Annotated in this window: 17 protein-coding genes; 13 read left to right on the top strand and 4 right to left on the bottom strand. The window is 67.6% G+C overall.

Annotated features, from left to right (window positions below):
• Positions 1-26 precede the first annotated feature (26 nt).
• Positions 27-1,313: an ATP-dependent Clp protease ATP-binding subunit ClpX gene (gene clpX / locus M2271_RS05840; protein ID WP_030928598.1), complete on the top strand. Its 1,287-nt coding sequence runs from the start codon at positions 27-29 to the stop codon at positions 1,311-1,313.
• Positions 1,314-1,412: 99 nt separating this feature from the next.
• Here clpX and M2271_RS05835 read toward each other — a convergent pair whose 3' ends face one another.
• Entirely contained in the window at positions 1,413-2,360 is a 948-nt protein-coding gene (locus tag M2271_RS05835) for a hypothetical protein (protein WP_280886017.1), read from the bottom strand.
• A gap of 136 nt (positions 2,361-2,496) precedes the next feature.
• Between M2271_RS05835 and M2271_RS05830 the strand changes: the two genes are divergently transcribed.
• From M2271_RS05830 to M2271_RS05780, 11 genes are all read left to right on the top strand, one after another.
• The gene (locus tag M2271_RS05830; protein ID WP_280886016.1) at positions 2,497-5,127 is read left to right on the top strand and encodes a valine--tRNA ligase; all 2,631 of its coding nucleotides are present in this window, start codon (positions 2,497-2,499) and stop codon (positions 5,125-5,127) included.
• Between the two features lie 179 nt (positions 5,128-5,306).
• Positions 5,307-6,806 carry a folylpolyglutamate synthase/dihydrofolate synthase family protein gene (locus M2271_RS05825; RefSeq protein ID WP_280886015.1) on the top strand — a complete coding sequence of 500 codons (1,500 nt, stop codon included), beginning with the start codon at positions 5,307-5,309 and terminating at the stop codon, positions 6,804-6,806.
• Positions 6,807-6,812: 6 nt separating this feature from the next.
• A complete protein-coding gene (locus M2271_RS05820; protein WP_280886014.1) occupies positions 6,813-7,169 on the top strand; it encodes a DUF4233 domain-containing protein in 357 nt (118 codons plus the stop codon).
• Between the two features lie 195 nt (positions 7,170-7,364).
• On the top strand, positions 7,365-7,778 hold the full coding sequence (ndk, locus tag M2271_RS05815; RefSeq protein ID WP_280886013.1) for a nucleoside-diphosphate kinase: 414 nt from the start codon (positions 7,365-7,367) through the stop codon (positions 7,776-7,778).
• A 275-nt stretch (positions 7,779-8,053) separates the two neighbouring features.
• Complete coding sequence (locus M2271_RS05810; RefSeq protein WP_280886231.1) at positions 8,054-9,079, top strand: rod shape-determining protein; 1,026 nt, start codon at positions 8,054-8,056, stop codon at positions 9,077-9,079.
• Positions 9,080-9,347: 268 nt separating this feature from the next.
• Positions 9,348-10,295, top strand: a complete 948-nt coding sequence (gene mreC / locus M2271_RS05805) for a rod shape-determining protein MreC (protein ID WP_280886012.1) — start codon at positions 9,348-9,350, stop codon at positions 10,293-10,295.
• Between the two features lie 12 nt (positions 10,296-10,307).
• The gene (mreD, locus tag M2271_RS05800) at positions 10,308-10,988 is read left to right on the top strand and encodes a rod shape-determining protein MreD (protein ID WP_280886011.1); all 681 of its coding nucleotides are present in this window, start codon (positions 10,308-10,310) and stop codon (positions 10,986-10,988) included.
• A 169-nt stretch (positions 10,989-11,157) separates the two neighbouring features.
• Entirely contained in the window at positions 11,158-13,413 is a 2,256-nt protein-coding gene (mrdA, locus tag M2271_RS05795; RefSeq protein WP_280886010.1) for a penicillin-binding protein 2, read from the top strand.
• Positions 13,410-14,609, top strand: a complete 1,200-nt coding sequence (rodA, locus tag M2271_RS05790; protein ID WP_280886009.1) for a rod shape-determining protein RodA — start codon at positions 13,410-13,412, stop codon at positions 14,607-14,609. Before mrdA ends, rodA begins: the two co-directional genes overlap by 4 nt.
• A gap of 46 nt (positions 14,610-14,655) precedes the next feature.
• Positions 14,656-16,221 (top strand): CYTH and CHAD domain-containing protein, encoded by a 1,566-nt coding sequence (locus tag M2271_RS05785; RefSeq protein ID WP_280886008.1) that lies wholly within the window; start codon positions 14,656-14,658, stop codon positions 16,219-16,221.
• Positions 16,222-16,342: 121 nt separating this feature from the next.
• Positions 16,343-18,289: a TIGR03960 family B12-binding radical SAM protein gene (locus tag M2271_RS05780; protein ID WP_280886007.1), complete on the top strand. Its 1,947-nt coding sequence runs from the start codon at positions 16,343-16,345 to the stop codon at positions 18,287-18,289.
• Between the two features lie 90 nt (positions 18,290-18,379).
• On the opposite strand, the gene M2271_RS05775 is transcribed toward M2271_RS05780, so the two are convergent.
• The 3 genes from M2271_RS05775 to M2271_RS05765 all read right to left on the bottom strand — a co-directional run bounded on the left by M2271_RS05775 (position 18,380) and on the right by M2271_RS05765 (position 21,137).
• A complete protein-coding gene (locus M2271_RS05775; protein WP_280886006.1) occupies positions 18,380-19,648 on the bottom strand; it encodes a hypothetical protein in 1,269 nt (422 codons plus the stop codon).
• Complete coding sequence (locus tag M2271_RS05770) at positions 19,635-20,189, bottom strand: hypothetical protein (protein ID WP_280886005.1); 555 nt, start codon at positions 20,187-20,189, stop codon at positions 19,635-19,637. The genes M2271_RS05775 and M2271_RS05770 overlap by 14 nt, the downstream gene beginning before the upstream one ends.
• A gap of 363 nt (positions 20,190-20,552) precedes the next feature.
• A complete protein-coding gene (locus M2271_RS05765) occupies positions 20,553-21,137 on the bottom strand; it encodes a TerD family protein (protein ID WP_280886004.1) in 585 nt (194 codons plus the stop codon).
• Between the two features lie 299 nt (positions 21,138-21,436).
• Here M2271_RS05765 and M2271_RS05760 point away from each other — a divergent pair, with 299 nt between their 5' ends.
• Positions 21,437-22,834, top strand: a complete 1,398-nt coding sequence (locus M2271_RS05760) for a hypothetical protein (protein ID WP_280886003.1) — start codon at positions 21,437-21,439, stop codon at positions 22,832-22,834.

Here is a 22,834-nt window from a genome sequence, read left to right as displayed (position 1 = left end):
TCTCCCAGGCGAAGGGGAAGCACACCGTGGCACGCATCGGTGACGGCGGCGATCTGCTCAAGTGCTCGTTCTGCGGCAAGAGCCAGAAGCAGGTCAAGAAGCTCATCGCAGGGCCCGGTGTGTACATCTGCGACGAGTGCATCGATCTCTGCAACGAGATCATCGAGGAAGAACTCGCGGAGACCAGCGAGGTGCGCTGGGAGGAACTCCCGAAGCCCCGCGAGATCTACGAGTTCCTCGAGGGCTATGTGGTCGGGCAGGAGCAGGCCAAGAAGGCCCTCTCCGTCGCGGTGTACAACCACTACAAACGGGTCCAGGCCGGCGAGAACGGCGGCGCCCAAGGCCGTGACGACGCCATCGAGTTGGCGAAGTCCAACATCCTCCTGCTGGGCCCCACGGGCTCCGGCAAGACCCTGTTGGCGCAGACGCTGGCCCGGATGCTCAACGTCCCGTTCGCCATCGCCGACGCGACGGCGCTGACGGAGGCCGGCTATGTCGGCGAGGACGTCGAGAACATCCTGCTCAAGCTGATCCAGGCGGCGGACTACGACGTCAAGAAGGCCGAGACCGGGATCATCTACATCGACGAGATCGACAAGGTCGCGCGGAAGAGCGAGAACCCGTCGATCACCCGCGATGTGTCGGGCGAGGGCGTCCAGCAGGCCCTGCTGAAGATCCTGGAGGGCACCACGGCCTCGGTCCCCCCGCAGGGTGGCCGTAAGCACCCCCACCAGGAGTTCATCCAGATCGACACGACGAACGTGCTGTTCATCGTGGGCGGCGCCTTCTCGGGTCTGGAGAAGCTCATCGAGTCCCGGGCCGGCGCGAAGGGCATCGGCTTCGGCGCGACGATCCGCTCCAAGCGCGAGCTGGAGGCCAAGGACCAGTTCGAGGACGTCATGCCCGAGGACCTGGTCAAGTTCGGCATGATCCCCGAGTTCATCGGCCGGCTGCCCGTCATCACCTCCGTCCACAACCTCGACCGCGAGGCGCTCCTCCAGATCCTGGTCGAGCCGCGCAACGCGCTCGTGAAGCAGTACGAGCGCCTCTTCGAACTCGACGGCGTGGAGCTGGACTTCGAGCGCGAGGCCCTGGAGGCCATCGCCGACCAGGCGATCCTCCGCCAGACCGGAGCCCGCGGCCTGCGCGCCATCATGGAGGAAGTCCTCCAGGGCGTCATGTACGAGGTCCCGTCCCGCAAGGACGTGGCCCGCGTGGTCATCACCGCCGACGTGGTCCTCTCCAACGTCAACCCGACGCTGATCCCGCGGGATTCGCGGGGTCGGGGGCCGGGGGAGCAGAAGACGGCCTGACCGCCGACAGGACGGACAGGAAGGGGCCCCGGTCGACGGACCGGGGCCCCTCGTCGTTCCGGTGACGCCCGCGCCGTCACCGGAGTGACGTCCGCGCCGTCACGCCTTCACGCGCACGTCCTTACGGACCTTGGCGGTCAGGTCGGCCGCGTCCTTCAGCAGGGTGTTCTTACCGGAGACCACGGCGGCCGCGTCGTACAACGTCACATGGGTGACGGTGCTGTGGTCGCCCCAGATGCAGAACGGCATCGTGAACTTCTGACCCTGCTGGCTGGACTCGACCGCCTGGCACTTCATCACGCCGTTCTCAAAGCCGGCGGGCGTGAACTCCTCGGGGCTGCCCAGGAGTTTGCCCCCGGAGTCGGAAGCCTTCGCGGCCTCCTGCTTGACCTTCGAGAACATCGCGTCGACGACCTTCTCCGGGTCGTCGACGGTGCCGTAGACGCCGGCGAACATCACGTTCTTCATGGCGTCGCCCGTGCCCGCCATGTAGCCCGCGTTGGCGCCCTTGGCGTTCTGCACGCCCCACGACTCGAAGTCCTTGAGGTCCTGCTTGGAGAACTCGCTGGCCTCCATCATGTTGCTCTTCTTGTACTCCCCGTCGATGATCGTCGCCGGCGTCGTCAGCTTGTGTGCCCCGTCGTCGGCGATGGCCGAACCGGCGGAGCCCCCGCCCCCGCCGATCACGAAGTACGCACCGACCGCGATCGCGGCCACCACCGCGACCGCCCCGATGATCAGGCCCGTCTTCTTCTTGCCCCCGGCCGGCTCCGGCGGCTGCGGGGCCCCGTACGGAGCCTGGCCGTACGGCGGCTGCTGGCCGTAGGGGGCCTGCTGCCCGTAAGGCTGCTGCTGGGGCGGAAGGCCCTGCGGGGCTTGCTGCGGGTAGCCGTAGCCGGGTTGGGCCGGAGGGGCCTGCTGCGGGTAGCCGTAGCCGGGCTGGGCGGGAGGAGCCTGCGGCGGCTGGCCGTAGGGGCCCGGCTGCTGACCGTACGGGCCAGGCTGCTGGGGCTGTTCGCCGTACGGGCCCGGCTGGTTGTGACTCATTCCTGGGTTCCCCTCCACATGCTTGGGTATCCGGGACATCCTGGCGCAGCGGCCGTACCCGGACGGCGTCCGGGCTCCCACCGTTACAGAACAAACGCGTTTCGGGACTGCCCCGTGACACCCCTAAACTGGGCCCGTGACCGAGAACGCTCAGCAGCAGCCATCAGCGCCCCCCACCGAACTGCCGACCCAGTACGCGCCGGCCGACGTAGAGGGGCCGCTGTACGAGCGCTGGGTGGAGCGGGGTTACTTCGAGGCCGACGCGAAGAGCGACAAGCCTCCGTACACGGTCGTCATCCCGCCGCCGAACGTCACGGGCAGCCTGCACCTCGGGCACGCCTTCGAACACACGCTCATCGACGCCCTCACCCGCCGCAAGCGCATGCAGGGTTACGAGACGCTGTGGCAGCCCGGCATGGACCACGCCGGCATCGCCACGCAGAACGTCGTCGAGCGGGAGCTCGGCAAGGAGGGCAAGTCCCGGCACGATCTGGGGCGGGAGGCCTTCGTCGAGCGGGTCTGGCAGTGGAAGGCCGAGTCCGGTGGGCAGATCAGCGGGCAGATGCGGCGCCTCGGCGACGGTGTCGCCTGGTCGCGTGAGCGGTTCACCATGGACGAGGGGCTCTCCCAGGCCGTCCAGACCATCTTCAAGCGTCTCTACGACGACGAGCTGATCTACCGCGCCGAACGCATCATCAACTGGTGCCCGCGTTGTCTGACCGCCATCTCGGACATCGAGGTGGAGTACCAGGACGACGACGGCGAACTCGTCTCCATGAAGTACGGCGAGGGCGACGAGACCATCGTCGTCGCCACCACCCGGGCCGAGACCATGCTCGGGGACACGGCCGTCGCCGTCCACCCGGACGACGAGCGGTACAAGCACCTGGTCGGCAAGCTCATCAAGCTGCCGCTGACCGACCGCTCCATCCCGGTCGTCGCCGACGAGCACGTCGACCCCGAGTTCGGCACGGGCGCCGTCAAGGTCACCCCGGCCCACGACCCGAACGACTTCGAGATCGGCCGGCGCCACGACCTGCCCGCCATCACGATCATGGACGAGCACGCCGTCATCACCGCCCACGGCCCCTTCCAGGGCCTGGACCGGCTGGAGGCCCGCTCGGCCATCGTCGCCGCGCTGCGCGCCGAGGGCCGGATCGTCGCCGAGAAGCGGCCGTACGTCCACTCGGTCGGCCACTGCTCGCGCTGCAAGACCACCGTCGAGCCGCGCCTGTCCCTGCAGTGGTGGGTCAAGGTCGGCCCGCTGGCGAAGGCGGCCGGCGACGCGGTCCGGGACGGCAAGGTCAAGATCCATCCGCAGGAGATGGAGAAGCGGTACTTCGACTGGGTCGACAACCTCCACGACTGGTGCATCTCACGCCAGTTGTGGTGGGGCCACCGGATCCCGGTCTGGTACGGGCCGGACAGCGAAGTCGTCTGCGTCGGCCCCGGCGAGGAGCCCCCCGGGACCGAAGCGGAGGGCTGGCACCAGGACACCGACGTCCTCGACACCTGGTTCTCCTCCGGCCTGTGGCCGTTCTCCACGCTCGGCTGGCCCGAACAGACCGAGTCGCTCGCGAAGTTCTACCCGAACTCCGTCCTGGTCACCGGCTACGACATCCTCTTCTTCTGGGTCGCCCGGATGATGATGTTCGGCCTCTACGCGATGGACGGGACCCCGCCGTTCCACACCATCGCCCTGCACGGCATGGTCCGTGACCAGAACGGCAAGAAGATGTCGAAGTCCTTCGGGAACGTCGTCGACCCGCTGGACTGGATGGACAAGTACGGCAGCGACGCCCTCCGCTTCACCCTCGCCCGTGGCGCCAACCCCGGTGTCGACGTCCCGATCGGCGAGGACTGGGTGCAGGGCTCCCGCAACTTCGCCAACAAGATCTGGAACGCGACGCGCTTCGCGCTGATGAACGGCGCGACGGTGGACGGCCCGCTGCCGGAGCCGTCCGCCATGTCGGCCACGGACCGCTGGATCCTCTCCCGACTCAACTCCGTGGTCGCCGAGGTCGACGCGTTCTACGAGGACTACCAGTTCGCGAAGTTGTCGGACGCGCTGTTCCACTTCGCGTGGGACGAGGTCTTCGACTGGTACGTCGAGCTGTCGAAGACGACGTTCCAGGCGGGCGGCGAGGCCGCCGAGGTCAGCAAGCGGGTCCTGGGCGAGGTCCTGGACGTCACCTTGAAGCTGCTGCACCCGGTGGTCCCGTTCGTCACGGAAACGCTGTGGACCACTCTCACCGGCGGCGAGACGCTCGTCATCGCACAGTGGCCGACGGACAGCGGCTTCCGGGACGCCGGCGCCGAGCGCGAGATCGTCACCCTCCAGCAGGTGATCACCGAGGTCCGCCGCTTCCGTGACAGCCAGGGCCTCCAGCCCGGCCAGCGCGTCCCGGCCCGTCTGTCGCTGGACGGTACGACGCTGGCGCCCCACGAGGCCGCCATCCGCCAGCTTCTTCGCCTTCAGCCGGAGGGCGACGCCTTCACGGCGACGGCGACCCTGCCGGTCTCGGGAGCCGAGGTGGCCCTCGACCTCTCCGGCGCGATCGACGTGGTGGCGGAGCGGAAGCGGCTGGCGAAGGACCTGGCCGCGGCGCAGAAGGAGCGGCAGCAGGCACAGGGCAAGCTGGGCAACGAGGCGTTCCTCGCGAAGGCCCCGGACCACGTCGTGGAGAAGATCCGGACGCGGCTGGCCAAGGCGGACGAGGACATCTCGCGTCTCGAGAACCAGCTGGCCAAGCTGCCGCCCAGCTGACCGACGTTGCTCTCCGCCGACGCGGAGGTGATCCGGACCCGGCCTCGGTGGGTCCGGACCATGCGCAGTGCTCTCCACTGACGCGTCGGTGCGCGGGCCTGGTGCCGTACAGATGCTGTTGCCACCCACGGCATCTGTACAGCGTCGGGCCCGCAGCCGCGTGTACGTAGACTGACCTCGTGAGTGACCAGCCCCCGCACGACGACAGCTCCTTCGACGAGATCATCGCCGCCGAGACCGACCGGGATCCGGATCTCGCGGTGATCGAGGCCGGCAGCCGCACCCTGCGCACGCAGGGCGGGCCGCCGGAGGCCGACGTGCCCGCGCGCCCGAAGGACCCCGAGATCGACAAGGCCCTGCGCGAGGTCGAGACGGAGCTCGCCACCCGCTGGGGCGAGACCAAGCTGGAGCCCTCCGTCAGCCGTATCGCCGCGCTGATGGACCTACTGGGCGAGCCGCAGCGGTCGTACCCCTCGATCCACATCACCGGCACCAACGGCAAGACCTCCACCGCCCGCATGATCGAGGCCCTGCTGGGCGCCTTCGAGCTGCGGACCGGCAGGTACACGAGCCCCCACATCCAGTCGATCACCGAGCGGATCAGCCTGAACGGGGCGCCCCTTTCCGCCGAGCGGTTCATCGAGACGTACCACGACATCAAGCCGTACATCGAGATGGTCGACGCGCAGCAGGAGTACCGGCTGTCCTTCTTCGAGGTGCTGACGGCGATGGCGTACGCCGCCTTCGCGGACGCGCCCGTCGACGTGGCCGTCGTGGAAGTGGGCATGGGCGGTTCCTGGGACGCCACCAACGTCATCGACGGGGACGTCGCCGTCGTCACCCCCATCGACCTCGACCACACCGACCGGCTCGGTGAGACGCCCGGCGCGATCGCCGTCGAGAAGGCCGGCATCGTCAAGCAGGACGCGACCGTGATCCTGGCCCAGCAGCCGGTCGACGCGGCCCAGGTGCTGCTGAAGAAGGCCGTCGAGGTCGACGCCACCGTCGCCCGCGAGGGGCTGGAGTTCGGGGTCGTCTCCCGGCAGGTCGCCGTCGGCGGGCAGCTGGTCACCCTGCGCGGGGTGGGCGGGGAGTACGACGAGGTGTACCTCCCGCTGCACGGCCCGTACCAGGCCCACAACGCGGCCGTCGCCCTCGCCGCCGTCGAGGCATTCTTCGGCGTCGGCTCCCAGCGGCCCGAGCCGCTCGACATCGACATCGTCCGCAAGGCGTTCGCGGCCGTCTCCGCACCGGGGCGCCTCGAAGTCGTACGGCGGTCCCCGACCCTCGTCCTCGACGCCGCCCACAACCCGGCCGGCGCCCGCGCCACCGCCGAGGCGGTCCGCGAGGCCTTCGACTTCAGCCGGCTGATCGGCGTGGTCGGGGCCAGCGGGGACAAGAACGTGCGCGGACTGCTCGAGGCCTTCGAGCCGATCTTTGCCGAGGTCGTCGTCACCCAGAACTCCAGCCACCGGGCCATGGACGCCGACGAACTCGCCGGAATCGCCGTCGAGGTGTTCGGCGAGGACCGGGTGCAGGTCGAGCCGCGGCTGCCGGACGCCCTGGAGGCCGCGATCACGCTGGCCGAGGAGGAGGGCGAGTTCACCGGCGGCGGGGTGCTCGTCACCGGATCCGTCATCACCGTCGGCGAGGCCCGACTGCTCCTGGGGAGGGGCTGACCACCCGTGCGTACGCTCTGTGCATCGACCCTGATCGGCGAGCTCTTCGTCATCGGCTTCGCCGGACTGGTCGCCATGAAGGACCCCGACCTGTCCACGGCGACGGTGTGGACGGTCAGCGGCATCGCCATGTTCCTGTGCCTGGTGCTCTGCGGCATGGTGACCCGCCCCGGCGGCATCGTGCTCGGCTGGGCCCTGCAGATCGCCCTGATCGCCTCCGGCGTCGTCGTCCCGTCGATGTTCCTCCTCGGCGCGGTCTTCGCCGCCCTGTGGTGGGCGTCCGTGCACTACGGACGGAAGATCGACGAGGCGAAGACCCGCTTCGCGGCGCAGGCCGCCGAGAACAGCCCGTCCGGTGTGTGAGGACGTTGAGGACGAGTGCCGCGACGGGGCGGACATCGCCTGTGGCGGCGCCGGGCCTCTTCAGGGCCGAAGCGGGGTCCGGGGGCAGCGCCCCACACAACGCGACGCCCACCGCGCAACCTGACACTGCGTTACACGGGCCCGGACCCGCCCGGTAACCTCATCATCCCGCACCCCCTTGATCAAGGAGCCCACGTGAGCCAGCGCACCCTCGTCCTGCTCAAGCCCGACGCCGTCGCTCGTGGCCTGACGGGCGAGATCATCAGCCGTATCGAGCGCAAGGCCGGCTGGCAGATCACCGCGCTGGAGCTGCGCACCCTGGACGAGGAGACCCTGGAGCAGCACTACGGCGAGCACAAGGGCAAGCCCTTCTACGAGCCGCTGGTGGAGTTCATGGCCTCCGGTCCGGTCGTGGCGCTGATCGTCGAGGGCGAGCGGGTCATCGAGGGCGTCCGCGCGCTCGCCGGTCCGACCGACCCGATCGCCGCCGCGCCGGGCTCCATCCGCGGCGACTACGGTGTGATCGTCCGTGAGAACCTGATCCACGCCTCCGACTCCGAGGAGTCCGCCCAACGTGAGGTGAAGATCTTCTTCCCCGGCCGCGCGTAACGCTCCGAGCGGCCGACCCGGGAGTCCGGGGCTCCAGCCCCCGGACTCCTTGACTCCCAGGCATATGCGTGGCCGATCGGGGGAACGCGTGTCCCCGAACGCCCGTCTCCAGAAGCGGACCCGTACGTCATCTGCTGACAATGGCGGAGGCCCTCACGCAGTGTTCGCGAAGGCGCGTCTACGATGGGAGCCTTCACGTCACCGCACCCACCTCGCCGACCTGAAAAGCCCTCAAAGCAGCTCGGAAGGCCAGAAGAATCCTGATGGGGAACTCAATGTCGTTCATCGGCCGTGACATGGCTGTCGACCTCGGGACCGCCAACACGCTGGTGTACGTCAGGGGTCGCGGGATCGTACTCAACGAGCCGTCCGTCGTCGCGATCAACACCAACACCGGTGGCATTCTCGCGGTCGGTGCCGAAGCGAAGAAGATGATCGGGCGCACTCCCGGCAACATCGTTGCCGTGCGTCCGCTGAAAGACGGCGTGATCGCCGACTTCGAGATCACCGAGCGGATGCTCCGCTACTTCATCCTGAAGATCCACAAGCGGCGGTATCTGGCTCGCCCGCGGGTCGTCGTCTGCGTGCCCTCGGGCATCACGGGCGTCGAGCGCCGCGCCGTCATCGAGGCGTCGTCCCAGGCCGGCGCCCGTCAGGTGCACATCATCGAGGAGCCCATGGCCGCGGCCATCGGTGCCGGCCTGCCGGTCCACGAGGCCACGGGCAACATGGTGGTGGACATCGGCGGCGGCACCACGGAGGTCGCGGTCATCTCCCTCGGCGGCATCGTCACCGCCCAGTCCATCCGCGTCGCGGGCGACGAGCTGGACAACGCGATCATCCAGCACATCAAGAAGGAGTACTCCCTCCTGCTGGGTGAGCGGACGGCCGAGCAGATCAAGATCACGATCGGTTCGGCGTACGACCTCGACGCTGACGAACACACCGAAATCCGCGGCCGGGACCTCGTCTCCGGGCTGCCCAAGACCGTCGTCATCTCGGCCGCCGAAGTCCGCAAGGCGATCGAGGAACCCGTCAACGCCATCGTCGACGCCGTCAAGACGACCCTGGACAAGTGTCCGCCGGAGCTGTCCGGCGACATCATGGACCGGGGAATCGTTCTGACCGGCGGCGGAGCGCTGCTGCGCGGCCTGGACGAGCGGCTGCGGCGTGAGACCGGTATGCCGATCCACATCGCCGAGGACCCGCTGGACAGTGTGGCGCTCGGCTCCGGCAAGTGTGTCGAGGAGTTCGAGGCGCTCCAGCAGGTCCTGGACGCCCAGCCGCGCAGGCTGAGGTAACTCTTCGATTCCGCCGTACGAGAGGATCTTCTCTCGTGCGGCGGACCGTTGATATAGAGGCATAAGCTCGTCCGTGAGCCTCTGCCCACCTGCGGCCGTGCACACGTGAACACCTGCACACGTGAACACCTGCACAAACGAAGACCTGCACACGTGAAGACCTGAATACGCCCCACCTGACACCACCTGGCACCTCGACATCTGCACCCTCAACACCTGAACACTGAACCTCTGCACATTCCTATTGAGGAAGGCACGGCCGCCGCACGTGAGGGACACACGAGAGAGCCGGCTCCTTCTGGTGCTGCTGGTCGCCGTCGCGTTCGCGCTGATCACGGTGGACATCCGCGGCGGGGAGGACTCACCGGTCGACGGTGCCCGCCAGGCCGCGGCCACCGTCTTCGGCCCGATCGAGAACAGCGTGTCGGCCGCCGTCGACCCGGTCGGCAACGCCGTATCGGCCATCCGTGACTCCGGTGAACGCCACGACCGGCTCGCCGGGCTCGAGAAGGAGAACGCGGCCCTCAAGGCGAAGCTCGGCAGCGACGACCGCAACCGCTCCCGCCTGACCCAGCTCGACAAGATGCTGAAGATCTCCGGCGAGGGCCAGTACGGCATCAAGGGCGCCCAGGTCATCGCCATAGGAGCGGCCCAGGGCTTCTCCTGGACCATCACCATCGACGTCGGCGCCCATGACGGCATCCGGCGCGACATGACCGTCCTCAACGGGGACGGCCTGGTCGGACGGGTGACCACCGTCGGCCCCGACGCCGCCACCGTCCTGCTCGCCAACGACCCCGACTTCACCGTCGGTACCCGCATGGAGGCCGGCGACGAACTGGGCTTCGCCTCCGGGCAGGGCGACCGCCCGCTGCGCGTCGAACTCCTCAACGGCAAGGCCGAGGTCAAGAAGGGCGACCGCCTGGTCACCTTCGGCTCGCAGGCCGACAAGCCCTTCGTGCCCGGCGTCCCGGTCGGCGTCGTCTCCCGCGTCGACCCCTCCGGCGGCGACCTCACCCGCACCCTCTACGTCACGCCGTACGTCAGCTTCTCCAAGCTCGACGTCGTCGGTGTGGTCGTCGAGGCCCCGAAGAAGGACCCACGCGACACGGTGCTCCCCGCCAAACCCAAGCCGACCCCCACGCCGACCGTGACGGTGACCGTCACCCCGTCCGCGAACGCGCCGGTCGACGGCGAGATCCAGCAAGAGCAGTAGGAGCTGTAGCCCATGCGTGTCAACCGGATCCTGCTCTCGTCCGCCCTGGTCGTCGTCGCCCTGATGGTCCAGGTGAGCGTCCTCGCCCGCCTCCACCTCCCCGGCGCCGTCCCCGACCTGCCGCTGCTCACCGTCCTCGGCCTCGCCATGGTCTACGGCCATGTCGGCGGCGCCTTCGTCGGCTTCGGCGCCGGACTGCTCGCCGACCTCGTCCCGCCCGCCGACCACGCGGCCGGCCGCTACGCCCTCGTGCTGTGCGTGATCGGCTACCTGGCCGGCCTCGTCAAGCCGGAGACCGGCCGCCTGAAGTCGGCCACCGGCCCGATGATGGTGGTCGTGGCCGCCGCGATCGGCTCCACCCTGCTGTACGCCGGTATCGGCGCCCTCGTCGGCGACACCGCCGCCCGCCATGTCGGCCTTGACAGCCTGCTGTTCACGGCCGGCCTGTACGACCTGCTGCTCGCCCCGTTCGTCGTGCCCGGGATCATGGCCCTGGCCCGGCGCGCGGACAACGACCCGCTCGCCGAGTCCAACTCCGGCGCCGGCAAGACCACCGACATCTCCTCCGGCTGGCTCTCCTCCGGCACCGGCCTCAAGATCGGCGGCCAGCGCGGCGGCCTGGGCAGCCTGAAGACCAGAGCCCGGACCCGTACCGCACGGGCGGGCCGCATCAAGGGGGTCAAGCGGCTGTGAGGGCGGGCGCCAGCGCGCGGAGCGCGCCAGTGGAGAGGTCACCCGAACGAGGACGCTCCGGTGGAACGTGGCCTCACAGGCTCGTCGTTCATCATGCGTACGCGCATCATGCGTCCGCACGCACGTCCGCACGCACACGCCCGCACACGGAGAGGGGGAGGCGGCCGCAGTGACCAACATCCCCGAGACCGGCCGGACCCCACGGGTCCAGATCCGGCTCGTTGTCATCCAGATCCTCGTCCTCTCCCTGCTCGGCACCCTCGGCGGACGCCTGTGGTACCTCCAGATCCGGGAGGGCGACGAGTACGCCAAGGAGGCCTCCGGCAACCACGTCCAGCAGGTCGTCGATCCCGCCGTGCGCGGGTCGATCCTGGACGCCCGCGGAGTGCCCATCGCCGACAACGAGACACGGCTGGTCGTCTCCGCCTCCCGCACCGACCTGCTGAAGATGGAGGACGACGGCAAGGCCGTCCTCACCAAGCTGGCCGGCGTCCTCGGCATGAAGCCGCAGGAGGTCATGGCGAAGGTCCGGCTGTGTGACGCCAAGACACCGCAGCCCTGCTGGAACGGCTCGCCCTACCAGCCGATCCCCATCACCGACGAGGCCACCGTCAAGCAGGCCCTGCAGATCCGCGAGCGCGCCGAGGACTTCCCCGGCATCACCGCCGAACCCCAGGCCGTGCGCCGCTACGCGAGCCCCGGCAAGTCCAACACCGCTCAGGTCCTCGGCTACCTCTCCCCGGTCACCGACGAGGAGATCACCAAGGCGCGGGACACCGATTCGCCGTATCTGCGCTCCGACCAGGTCGGCCGGTCGGGTCTGGAGCGCCAGTACGACAAGGAGCTGCGCGGCAAGGCGGGCGTCACCCGGTACGAGGTCGACAACCTGGGCCGGGTCATCGGAAAGGCCGAGGCCGACGCCGCCCAGCCCGGCTCCAACCTGGTCACCAGCATCGACGCCCGAGTCCAGCGGGTCGCCGAGTACGAGCTGCACCAGGCGATGAAGACCGCCCGCAAGCAGTTCGACAAGATCACCGGCGAGAACTACAAGGCCGACTCGGGCGCCGTCGTCGTGATGGAGGCCAAGACCGGCCGGATCGTCTCGATGGCGTCTGCCCCGACGTACGATCCGAACGCCTGGGTCGGCGGCATCTCCGCCAAGGACTACAGGATCCTCACCGGCAAGGACTCCAACTACCCGCTGCTCAACCGGGCCATACAGGGTCAGTCCGCGCCCGGTTCGACCTTCAAGGTGGTCTCCACGGCCGCGGCGGTCGAGGCCGGTTACGAGTGGGACGGCGGCTATCCCTGCACCAGCTCGTACTCGGTGGGCGGCCAGGTCTTCAAGAACTTCGAGGGGGAGAATTTCGGGCCGATCTCGCTCGGCCGTGCCCTGGAGGTCTCCTGCGACACCGTCTTCTACGGCCTCGCCGACCGCGAGTGGAAGAGGGACGGCGGCATCAACCCGAAGAAGGGTGAGCCCAAGGACTATTTCTACAAGGCCGCCCACCAGTTCGGCCTCGGCAAGGAGACCGGCGTCGACCTGCCCAACGAGGTCACCGGCCGCGTCCCGGACCGCCAGTGGAAAGAGGCCTACTGGAAGGCCAACAAGGAGTCCTGGTGCAGGACCGGTAAGAAAGACGGCAGTTACGTCGAGAAGATTGCCTACGAGAACTGCCTTGAAGGCAACAAGATGCGCGAGGGCGACTCGATCAACTACTCCATCGGCCAGGGCGACACCCTCGTCACCCCGATCCAGGAGGCCATGATCTACGGGGCGCTCGCCAACGGCGGCACCGAGTACGTCCCGACCATCGGCAAGGCGATCGTCAGCGCCGACGGCAAGACGGTCCAGGAGATCAAGCCGCGGGTCAGGGCCAAGCTCCCGATCAGCCAGGCCACGCACGAGGGCATGAACAAGGCCCTCGCGGGTGTCGTCACCAGCGGTACCGCTGCCTGGAAGTTCCAGGGCTGGCCCCAGGACAAGATCGAGCTGCACGCCAAGACCGGTACGGCGGAGGTCTACGGGAAGCAGACCACGTCCTGGCTGGCCACCTACTCCAAGGACTACACGATCGTCATGACGATCTCCCAGGCCGGCACGGGCTCCGGCGCCTCCGGTGAGGCCGTGCGCAACATCTACAGCGCCCTGTACGGCGTCCGGGCCGACGGCTCCATCGACAACAAGAAGGCGCTGCTGCCCGCCCCGCAGAAGAGCCTGCCGAAGATCAAGGCGGACGGCTCGATCACCGCCCCGAAGATCGCCAAGGACCCGGCCAAGGAGCTGAAAGCCGGCAAGAAGGCCGTGACCGAGCCGGGTGGGCAGCAGGTACCGGGCACGGCGCCGACGGCCACCACGGGCAACCAGAACACCCGCCGGCGACGGAGACCGCGCGGCAAGGGAGGCCGGAGGATGCTCACATGACGGGCGCGAACAGCTTCTCCGTCTCCGGGTACGGACCCCAACGAGCGGGCTGGACGCGGGTCTTCGCCCGCGACTCGCTCGCCCGCCGACTTGACTGGCCGATACTCCTGGCGGCGCTGGCGCTCTCGGGGATCGGTTCGCTCCTGGTCTTCTCGGCGACCCGCAACCGCACCGAGATCAACCAGGGTGACCCGTACTACTTCCTGCTCCGGCACTTCCTGAACACCGGCATCGGGCTCGGCCTGATGATCGCCACGATCTGGGTCGGCCACCGTGCCCTGCGCACGGCCGTGCCGCTCTTCTACGGCGCCTCGGTGTTCCTCATCCTGATGGTGCTGACCCCGCTCGGCTCGACGGTCAACGGCGCCCACTCGTGGATCGTGCTGGGCGGCGGCTTCTCGCTCCAGCCCTCCGAGTTCGTGAAGATCACGATCATCCTGGGCATGGCGATGCTGCTGGCGGCGCGGGTCGACGCGGGCGACAAGCCCTACCCCGACCACCGCACCGTTCTCCAGGCCCTCGGGCTGGCCGCCGTACCGATGCTCGTCGTGATGCTGATGCCCGACCTCGGGTCGGTCATGGTCATGGTGATCATCGTGCTGGGTGTGCTGCTCGCCTCCGGCGCCTCCAACCGGTGGGTGTTCGGACTGCTCGGCGCGGGCGCGGCAGGGGCGGTCGCCATGTGGCAGCTGCACGTCCTGGACGAGTACCAGATCGCCCGGTTCGCCGCCTTCGCCAACCCCAGCCTCGACCCGGCGGGCGTCGGCTACAACACCAACCAGGCCCGTATCGCCATCGGTTCCGGCGGCCTGACGGGCTCGGGCCTCTTCCACGGCTCGCAGACCACCGGCCAGTTCGTGCCCGAGCAGCAGACGGACTTCGTGTTCACCGTCGCGGGCGAGGAGCTGGGCTTCGTCGGCGCCGGCCTGATCATCGTGCTGATGGGGGTCGTGCTGTGGCGGGCCTGCCGTATCGCCCGCGAGACGACCGAGCTGTACGGCACGATCGTCGCCGCCGGGATCGTGGCGTGGTTCGGCTTCCAATCCTTCGAGAACATCGGCATGACCCTCGGGATCATGCCGGTCACCGGACTGCCGCTGCCGTTCGTGTCGTACGGAGGCTCGTCCATGTTCTCGGTCTGGGTGGCGGTCGGGCTGCTGCAGTCGATCCGGGTACAGCGCCCGATGTCCGCATAGGGACCTGCCCCTGCCCCAACCGCCGGCAGAGCAGTAGATTCAGGCCATGGTGGACAGACAGCGCGAGATCGAGCGGAAGTACGCATCCGACGAGAGCGGGCTCCCCGACCTGACCGGCGTCGCCGGGGTCGAGGCCGTGATCGACAAGGGTGTCGCGCTGTTGGACGCCACCTACTACGACACCGCCGATCAACGCCTCGCCGCGTCCTCGATCACCCTGCGCCGTCGCACGGGAGGTTCGGACGCGGGCTGGCATCTGAAGTTCCCCGTGGCCCCGGGCGTACGGGACGAGTTGCGGGCACCGCTGTCCGACTCCCTCCCCGACGACCTCGCCGGACTGGTCCGCTCCCGGGTCCGGGGGGCCGAGCTGGTGCCCGTGGTCCGGCTGCGCTCGGCCCGGGACATGAGCGACCTCGTCGACGGGGAGGGGCGGCTGCTCGCCGAGGTCAGCGTGGACGCCGTCCGGGCCGAACGGCTGACCGGGGGCGACGGCGAGGCCCAGTGGACCGAGATCGAGGTGGAACTCGGCGACGGGATCGACCCGGTCTTCCTGGACACGGTGGAAAGGCGGTTGCGCAAGGCGGGGGTACGTCCGTCCGCGTCCGCTTCGAAGCTGGCGCGGGCGCTGTCGGAAACGGCTCCCAAGGCCCGCAAGGGTACCGGGAAGAAATCGACGGCGAAGAAATCGACGGCGAAGAAATCGACGGCGAAGAGTGCGCCGGCGTCCCGGAAACCACCCGTGACCGCCGCAGACCACATCCTCACGTACCTCCGGGCCCAGCGGGACGCGATCGTCGAGCTCGACCCGGCCGTACGCCAGGACGTCGAGGACTCCGTGCACAGCATGCGCGTCGCCACCCGCCGGATGCGCGGCACCTTCAGGTCGTACGGCAAGGTGCTCGACCGGGCCGCCACCGACCCCGTCGGCGAGGAGCTGAAGTGGCTGGCCGGTGAGCTGGGCGTGGACCGGGACCGCGAGGTACTGACCGAACGTCTGACCGCGGCCCTCGCGGACGTGCCCGACACCCTGGTCTCCGGCCCCGTCGGCGCCCGGCTGGGCCGGTGGGCCGACGAGAACCACGGCGGCTCGCGCGGCCGGCTGATCGGCGTCCTGGACTCCCCGCGCTACCTCGCCCTGCTGGACACCCTGGACGCGCTGATCGCCGACCCGCCGCTGCGGGAGGCGGCCGGGAAGAAACCCGGCAAGGTGATCGCCGAGGCGGTACGCAAGGAACTCGGCAAGGTCTCCTGGCTCGTCGAGGAGGCGTTGGAGTCGGCGTCCGGCTCCGAGCGGGACCTCGCCGTGCACGAGGCCCGCAAGCGGGCCAAGCGCGCCCGCTACGCGGCCGAGGCCGCCACCCTGGCCCTCGGCAGCCCGGCCAAGAGCCTGGCCACATCCATGAAGTCCCTGCAGACCCTGCTCGGCGACCACCAGGACAGCGTGATGACCCGGAAGACCCTGTGTGAGCTGTCCGCGGTCGCACACACGGCGGGGGAGAGCGCGTTCACGTACGGACTGCTGTACGGGCGCGAGGAGCGGCGCGCGGCGGCCGTGGAGGCGCAACTGCCCGGGTTCTGGGCGGGGATCAGGGACGGCGCGGCGGCCCTCTGAGCGTCCCGGGCACGGGCGGCGGTGGCCCCTCGGGCCCTTCGGCCGTGCAAAGGGCCCTCGCGATCGCGTTACGCTGGATGGTCACCCCTGTCAGTCCTGTCCCGCTCACGAAGGTCGCGAGATGCCTGCCGAAGTCGCTGCGTCGGTGTTCCCGCAGCTCGAAGCTCTGCTCCCGCATGTGCAGAAGCCGATCCAGTACGTCGGCGGAGAGCTCAACTCCACCGTAAAACCGTGGGAGTCGTGCGAAGTCCACTGGGCGCTGATGTACCCGGACGCGTACGAGGTCGGTCTGCCCAACCAGGGCGTCATGATTCTCTACGAGGTCCTGAACGAGCAGGAGGGCGTCCTCGCCGAGCGCACCTACAGCGTGTGGCCGGACCTGGAGGCGCTGATGCGGGAGCACGGCGTCCCGCAGTTCACGGTGGACAGCCACCGGCCGGTGAAGGCCTTCGACGTGTTCGGTCTGTCCTTCTCCACGGAGCTCGGCTACACGAACATGCTCACGGCGCTGGACCTGGCGGGCATCCCGCTGGAGTCCCGTGAGCGCACGATCGACGATCCGATCGTCCTGGCCGGCGGTCACGCGGCCTTCAACCCCGAGCCGGTCGCCGACTTCATCGACGCGGCGATCATCGGCGACGGCGAGCAGGCCGTGCTGGACATGACCCGGATCATCCGGGAGTGGAAGGCGGAGGGCTGTCCGGGAGGCCGCGAGGAGGTCCTGTTCCGTCTCGCGAAGACGGGCTCGGTGTACATCCCGGCCTTCTACGACGTCGAGTACCTCCCGGACGGTCGTATCGCGCGCGTGGTCCCGAACAGGTCGGGTGTCCCGTGGCGCGTCTCCAAGCACACGGTCATGGATTTGGACGAGTGGCCGTACCCCAAGCAGCCGCTGGTCCCGCTCGCGGAGACGGTCCACGAGCGCATGTCGGTGGAGATCTTCCGCGGCTGCACCCGAGGCTGCCGCTTCTGCCAGGCGGGCATGATCACGCGTCCGGTCCGGGAACGCTCCATCACCGGCATCGGCGACATGGTGGAGAAGGGCCTGAAGGCGACAGGCTTCGAGGAGGTCGGCCTCCTGTCCCTGTCGTCCGCGGACCACAGCGAGATCGGCGATATCGCCAAGGGCCTCGCGGACCGCTACGAGGAGGACAAGATCGGCCTGTCCCTCCCCTCGACCCGAGTGGACGCCTTCAACGTCGATCTGGCCAACGAGCTGACGCGCAACGGCCGTCGGTCGGGCCTGACCTTCGCCCCCGAGGGCGGCTCCGAGCGCATGCGCAAGGTCATCAACAAGATGGTCTCGGAAGAGGACCTGATCCGCACGGTGGCCACCGCCTACGGCAACGGCTGGCGCCAGGTGAAGCTGTACTTCATGTGTGGCCTCCCGACGGAGACCGACGAGGACGTCCTGCAGATCGCCGACATGGCGATGAGCGTCATCCAGAAGGGCCGCGAGGTCTCCGGCGCGAACGACATCCGCTGCACGGTGTCGATCGGCGGCTTCGTCCCCAAGCCCCACACCCCGTTCCAGTGGGCCCCGCAGTTGTCGGCGGAGGAGACGGACGCCCGTCTGACCAAGCTCCGCGACAAGATCCGCGGCGACAAGAAGTACGGCCGCTCCATCGGCTTCCGCTACCACGACGGCAAGCCGGGCATCGTGGAAGGCCTGCTGTCCAGGGGCGACCGCCGCATCGGTGGCGTCATCCGGGCCGTGTACGAGGACGGCGGCCGCTTCGACGGCTGGCGCGAGCACTTCTCGTACGACCGCTGGATGCGGTGCGCCGACAAGGCGCTGGCCCCCTTGGGCGTCGACGTCGACTGGTACACGACTCGGGAGCGTGGCTACGAGGAGGTCCTGCCCTGGGACCACCTCGACTCCGGCCTCGACAAGGACTGGCTCTGGGAGGACTGGCAGGACGCCCTCGACGAGACGGAGGTCGAGGACTGCCGGTGGACGCCTTGCTTCGACTGTGGGGTGTGCCCTGCCCTCGACACACAGATTCAGGTGGGGCCGACTGGTAAGAAGCTGCTGCCGCTGACGGTGAAGAAGCCGGCTCCGAACTGATCCCGTCGGATGCCGCGGAACGGCCTCTGCGTACTTCTGAGCCCCCTCCCGTCGACGGGAGGGGGCTCGATCGCGCGCTGCGAGCCACTTCTATTTCCAGGCCTTGGACCAGAACTGAACTGATCCGTTGCTCCCGCCCACGGCCAGCACGTCCTGAGAGCCTTTGAAGTTCACGCTGCTGAGGCCTGAGTGGGATTCCTCATTCCCCAGCACGATGGGGCTTTCGAGGTCGGCGATGTCCTCCCACAACGAGACGGTCCCATTCGCGTTACTGGCTGCGAGCACTCGCCCCTGTGAGTCGAACGTGAGATCACTGGTGGATCCGCGAGGTTTCGACGAGGACATCTTCTTGGGCTTCTCCGGCTGTGCGACATTCCAAATGGAGACGACACCGTCTGCGCTGCCCACGGCGAGGCGGTCTCGCGTGGTGAAGGCGAGAGCGTTGATGTCCCCCGACGAGGAGATTGTGTTGTATGACGTGACGAGGGGGTTGCCCGGCGCGCTCATGTCCCACAGCTGCACCGTCTTGTCGATGCCGCCGGCCGCGAGGAAGTGACCGTCCCGTGAGAACGCAAGGCGAGAGACCGAGTCAAACAGACTGGGGCCGGCCACCACCTCGGAGGGCTTCGAGTGGTGCGTTTTCCAGATGCGCACAATCCCACTGCTGCTTCCTACTGCCAGCAGGTCGCCACGGGGGCTGAAGGCGATATCGGCTACCGCGCCTCCAGACTTTCCGTCCTCGCGCATGGCCAGAGTCTCCTCAGGTGCATCAAGAGAAGGATCTGCTGTGCGCCAGAGGCTGATCTTTCCTTCACTGTTCCCGACCGCCAGAATGGTTCCGTTCGGGCTGAAGGTAGTGTGTGTGATCGTCCCTGAGTCTTCGAGCTGAAGGGGTTTGCGGTCAGGGTCTGCCGTGTCGATCAGACTCACCACCCCCTTTTTCGTACCCACAGCAAGGGTCGTTCCGTCCGGACTCATCGACGAATTGACAGCCGAATCATTGAGGGATTGTTCTACCGAGTAGATGGTCCGAATGCTCGGATGGGTGATGGGTGGGAATTCGTAGCTCGGAGGGCTCGGAGCGGGATACCAGGAAAATGGCAGCGTAGCGCCCACCAACACGCCGAGGGCGAGTGCGAAGATGCTCGCCAAGATGGCAGGTTTCCGATGCCGTGCCGAGAGTAAGTAACCGCTCTCACGGTCGTCCGGCAAAGGTTTCGTCGACTGGATCTCGCCACGTCGAGGAGGCTCTCCGGCCAGGGCGGCAATTATCCCGTACCTCTTGGAATCCGTGAACTCCCTGCCGCTCTCGTCCTCAGCCAAAAGTGAGAAAAGCTGATTCAGTTTACTGTTCGGCATCGGTTTTTTCTCCTGTTTCGTCCGGTGTATCGGCCTGAGGATTTTCAGGTGATTCGGCCTGGTTCGGTACCCTGGTTGTTTCGTTTGCGGGAGGTCCGTCGTTCACGGGAGGCTGGTTGTTTGCGACAGGGCCGTCGTTTGTCGGAGGCCGGTCGTTTGCCGGAGGCCCGAGTTGAGTGTTCTGCTGATTCAGCATATTGATGAATTGAAGTAGATTCCTGAGTGCGGCACCTCCTCGCGGGTTGAAGAGTCGCAGAATTTTGATCACTCGAGCGAAGGCGAGTGGTGCGGTTGCTCCGAGTGCAAAGGCTGCAACCTTCGCGGAGACCGAGAATTGTAATTCTGATACAACTACTGATGCCAGGGTTCCGCCCAGGAAGAGTCGAATTCCTACGGCGGTGCAAAGGATCGGAATTTCATTCTTCCGGTAGGGCCACTTCAGGGTTTTTTCGCTCACCTTTGCGATTTGCTCCAAGGTGATGAGCGCCTCCGAGCATGCACCGCCAAGGAGGGCCCATTTGATTGCTTCGACAGTTTGCACGTCCTTGAGGGTAGTGCAAGGTCTCTCGATTGCGAGTCGCATGCGTGATAGTGATCAAGTATGATCAACTTCGTCCGCTCATGCTTTATGCCCGGCGACTGGATGTGCAATCGCGCGCGCCGGGCATTGGCGACCTTTCACTACAGTGCGCCCCGCAGGGCTTGATTATTAAGTATCAGATTGAACAAGCAGCTGTAGATCAAATTTTTATATCAAGATTCAGTTCTCCCTCGTCGCCGACTGATCGATCGGGACGGATCGGCTGCGCGCACGCGGTGGGCCGGGAGTGGGCGCGGGCACCCGAGCCGCGCGGCCAGGGCTTCCGTGGGGTGGCGGTCCTGGCCGCGTGCGGTCCGTTGACGGCTACTTGCTCGCGGCGAAGCGCATCAGGGCGAGTTGGTCGCCCTGTTTGATCTTGCCGGTGACGTTGATGACTTCGAGCTTCCAGGTGTCGCCGAAGCGGACGGCTTTGGCGACGGCGCAGCCGTTGTCCGTGGTGAGCATGCTCGGCCAGATGTCTGCGACCTGCTGCGAGGTGCCGCCGGTCGCGTCGTACACCTTGAAGCTGATGTTGCGTGCCTTCTGGAAGGAGCTGCCCTTCTTGTAGGCGGCGGCGACGAACATGATCGAGGTGATGTGGGGCGGTATCTTCGCGAACTCGACCGTCACGGTCTCGTCGTCGCCGTCCCCGCGGCCGGTCTGGTTGTCCCCGCTGTGCAGGAGGGAGCCGTTGCCGATGGGGTCGAGGGAGTCGAGGCCCGCCAGGCGCACGGGGTCCCCGTCGTGCATGGCGATGGCGATCAGGTCGAGGTCGGTGCCGGTTTTCCGGCGGAGTTTGCCCAGCACTCCGCCGCTGCTGCCGGCGGTGGGGTCCCAGGAGACCCCGATGGACAGATGGGTCACCCCGTCCAGGTCGGCCGGGCCGTCTTCCTTCGTGAGTGTAATCATGGGCACATAGTGCCTGGGCTTTCGCCGAGGTCCCAGACCGAGTCGGCCCTGATGATGCCCAGGGACTCGCCCTCGTCCACCTCACCCTCGCCGACACGGTGGGACAGGTTCTCGCGACGGAGCCGCCCACAGAGGTCGGTTGAGGCTGGAGCGGGTGGTCGCCGCTCGGGCTCCGGCGGCCGAACGGGGTAGCCCCGCGTGCACCGGGCTGTTCCGGGTTCGAACCTGGGGCCATGAGGAGCATCCGTCCCTGGGTCGTTGTCGAGCCACCCGACAGCCGTGGGCTGCGCCGGGTCGTCGTGAACGGCGAGACGGTGGGCCGTGCCTGGTCAGCGGGCGAACTGCGGAAAATCGTCGGACGCCTCGGCTACCCCGAGGACCTCGATCTGGAGGATTCGGCACTCTTCTGCTGGCGCGGAGGCGACAGCGGGACGTGGCCCGACCATGCCGGGAGACGGCGCGCGGTCACCGTGGTCCTGGTGGCCGGGCTGCTCGCGTCCATGGCCCTCAGCGCGGTCGTCGGATGGCCGGACGCCTCCGGGGCCCTGACCTTTGCGCAACGGATCAGTGGGGTGCTGTTCGTCCTGTCGGGTGCCGTGCAGGGTGTGGCGGCCGTCGCGGCACTCGACTACGGGGGGAGGCGGCAGTTCCGGGTCTCTGGGGCGATCGTCCTGCTCGGCGTGCTCATCGCCCTGGCCACCGACAGTCTCCTGCTGTTCATGTGGCTCGAGGAGATGGAGTTCACGCCTTATGTGCTGGTGTTCATGCCCCTCTGGTGCTGGTCCCTCTGGGCGCTGTGCCTCCTCGTGCGCAACACCTCGTGGAAGGGAGTCCCGCAGCCCAAGAGGTTCGCGGCCTCAGTGGTCGCCACCGCGCTCCTGACCGGCGTCAGCCTGGCGTATTCCACCATGTACCAGCCCACGGCGGCCCCGATGCATCTCACGATGAAGGCGGAGTTCGGAAAGCCGCGGCTGGATCGTTCGCTCGGGTTCCTCCAGGTCCCCCTGACGCTTTACATGAAGAACACCGGAGGGATTCCGGTGTACATCGTCAATGACGTCTACACGGTCCGCGGCAGAGACGCCGATTACAACCAAAACCCTCCCCTCGGGAGCCTGATGCAGGAGTGGAAAGAGAGCGCGGGCCAGCGGGGCGAGGATTCAGGGGAAGCGGAACTTCACGTCGGTCAACTCCTGTACACCACGATCAGCAGCGGGCGTTTCTACGGACCTGGCAATCGTCTCGAAACCGGGCAGGAATACACGAGCAAGCACGTGGTGCAGCTGCCCAAGGATGCTACGTACGACGTTGTGAGCCTCGACTTGACGGTCTCCTATATGAGGAAAGACCGAGGAAAGCTCGACGTGGAGGAGTTCAAAACTCCTCATTATTCATGGGATGCGGACGACAGGCAGTACTACTGCCCCCCGGAAAATGGATGTATCCCGCAGGTCTTCTACCACGGGAGGGTGCGACACAACAACAACCTCGTCAATCTGACGCGCAGACCGCGCTATGTGACGGCGGTCTGGATTCCGGGGCGCTCCCCCACGTCGATCATCTCGTCATACAACTTCAAAGGGGAGACGCATCTGGAGCAGGAGGCACAGAGAGAGTCGGAAAGATACGGGGCTGCCGAGGCGCACGTCAACTCTGAAGTGCCCCTCGCGGAACTGCTGAGTTCTTCCGGTGTCTGA

It is taken from the genome of Streptomyces sp. LBL (assembly GCF_029893585.1).
In the GTDB taxonomy this organism is placed as follows: domain Bacteria; phylum Actinomycetota; class Actinomycetes; order Streptomycetales; family Streptomycetaceae; genus Streptomyces.
The sequence above is the reverse complement of the archived record's forward strand: the minus strand, read 5'-3'. Positions and strand labels throughout refer to the sequence as shown.

What these genes read in the sequence shown, in the direction of transcription:
- M2271_RS05835 (WP_280886017.1), bottom strand. Translation starts at nt 2,360, where the DNA reads ATGAGTCACAACCAGCCGGGCCCGTACGGCGAACAGCCCCAGCAGCCT.
- M2271_RS05810 (WP_280886231.1), top strand. Translation starts at nt 8,054, where the DNA reads ATGTCGTTCATCGGCCGTGACATGGCTGTCGACCTCGGGACCGCCAAC.
- M2271_RS05765 (WP_280886004.1), bottom strand. Translation starts at nt 21,137, where the DNA reads ATGATTACACTCACGAAGGAAGACGGCCCGGCCGACCTGGACGGGGTG.
- M2271_RS05775 (WP_280886006.1), bottom strand. Translation starts at nt 19,648, where the DNA reads ATGCCGAACAGTAAACTGAATCAGCTTTTCTCACTTTTGGCTGAGGAC.
- rodA (WP_280886009.1), top strand. Translation starts at nt 13,410, where the DNA reads ATGACGGGCGCGAACAGCTTCTCCGTCTCCGGGTACGGACCCCAACGA.
- mreD (WP_280886011.1), top strand. Translation starts at nt 10,308, where the DNA reads ATGCGTGTCAACCGGATCCTGCTCTCGTCCGCCCTGGTCGTCGTCGCC.
- M2271_RS05780 (WP_280886007.1), top strand. Translation starts at nt 16,343, where the DNA reads ATGCCTGCCGAAGTCGCTGCGTCGGTGTTCCCGCAGCTCGAAGCTCTG.
- M2271_RS05785 (WP_280886008.1), top strand. Translation starts at nt 14,656, where the DNA reads ATGGTGGACAGACAGCGCGAGATCGAGCGGAAGTACGCATCCGACGAG.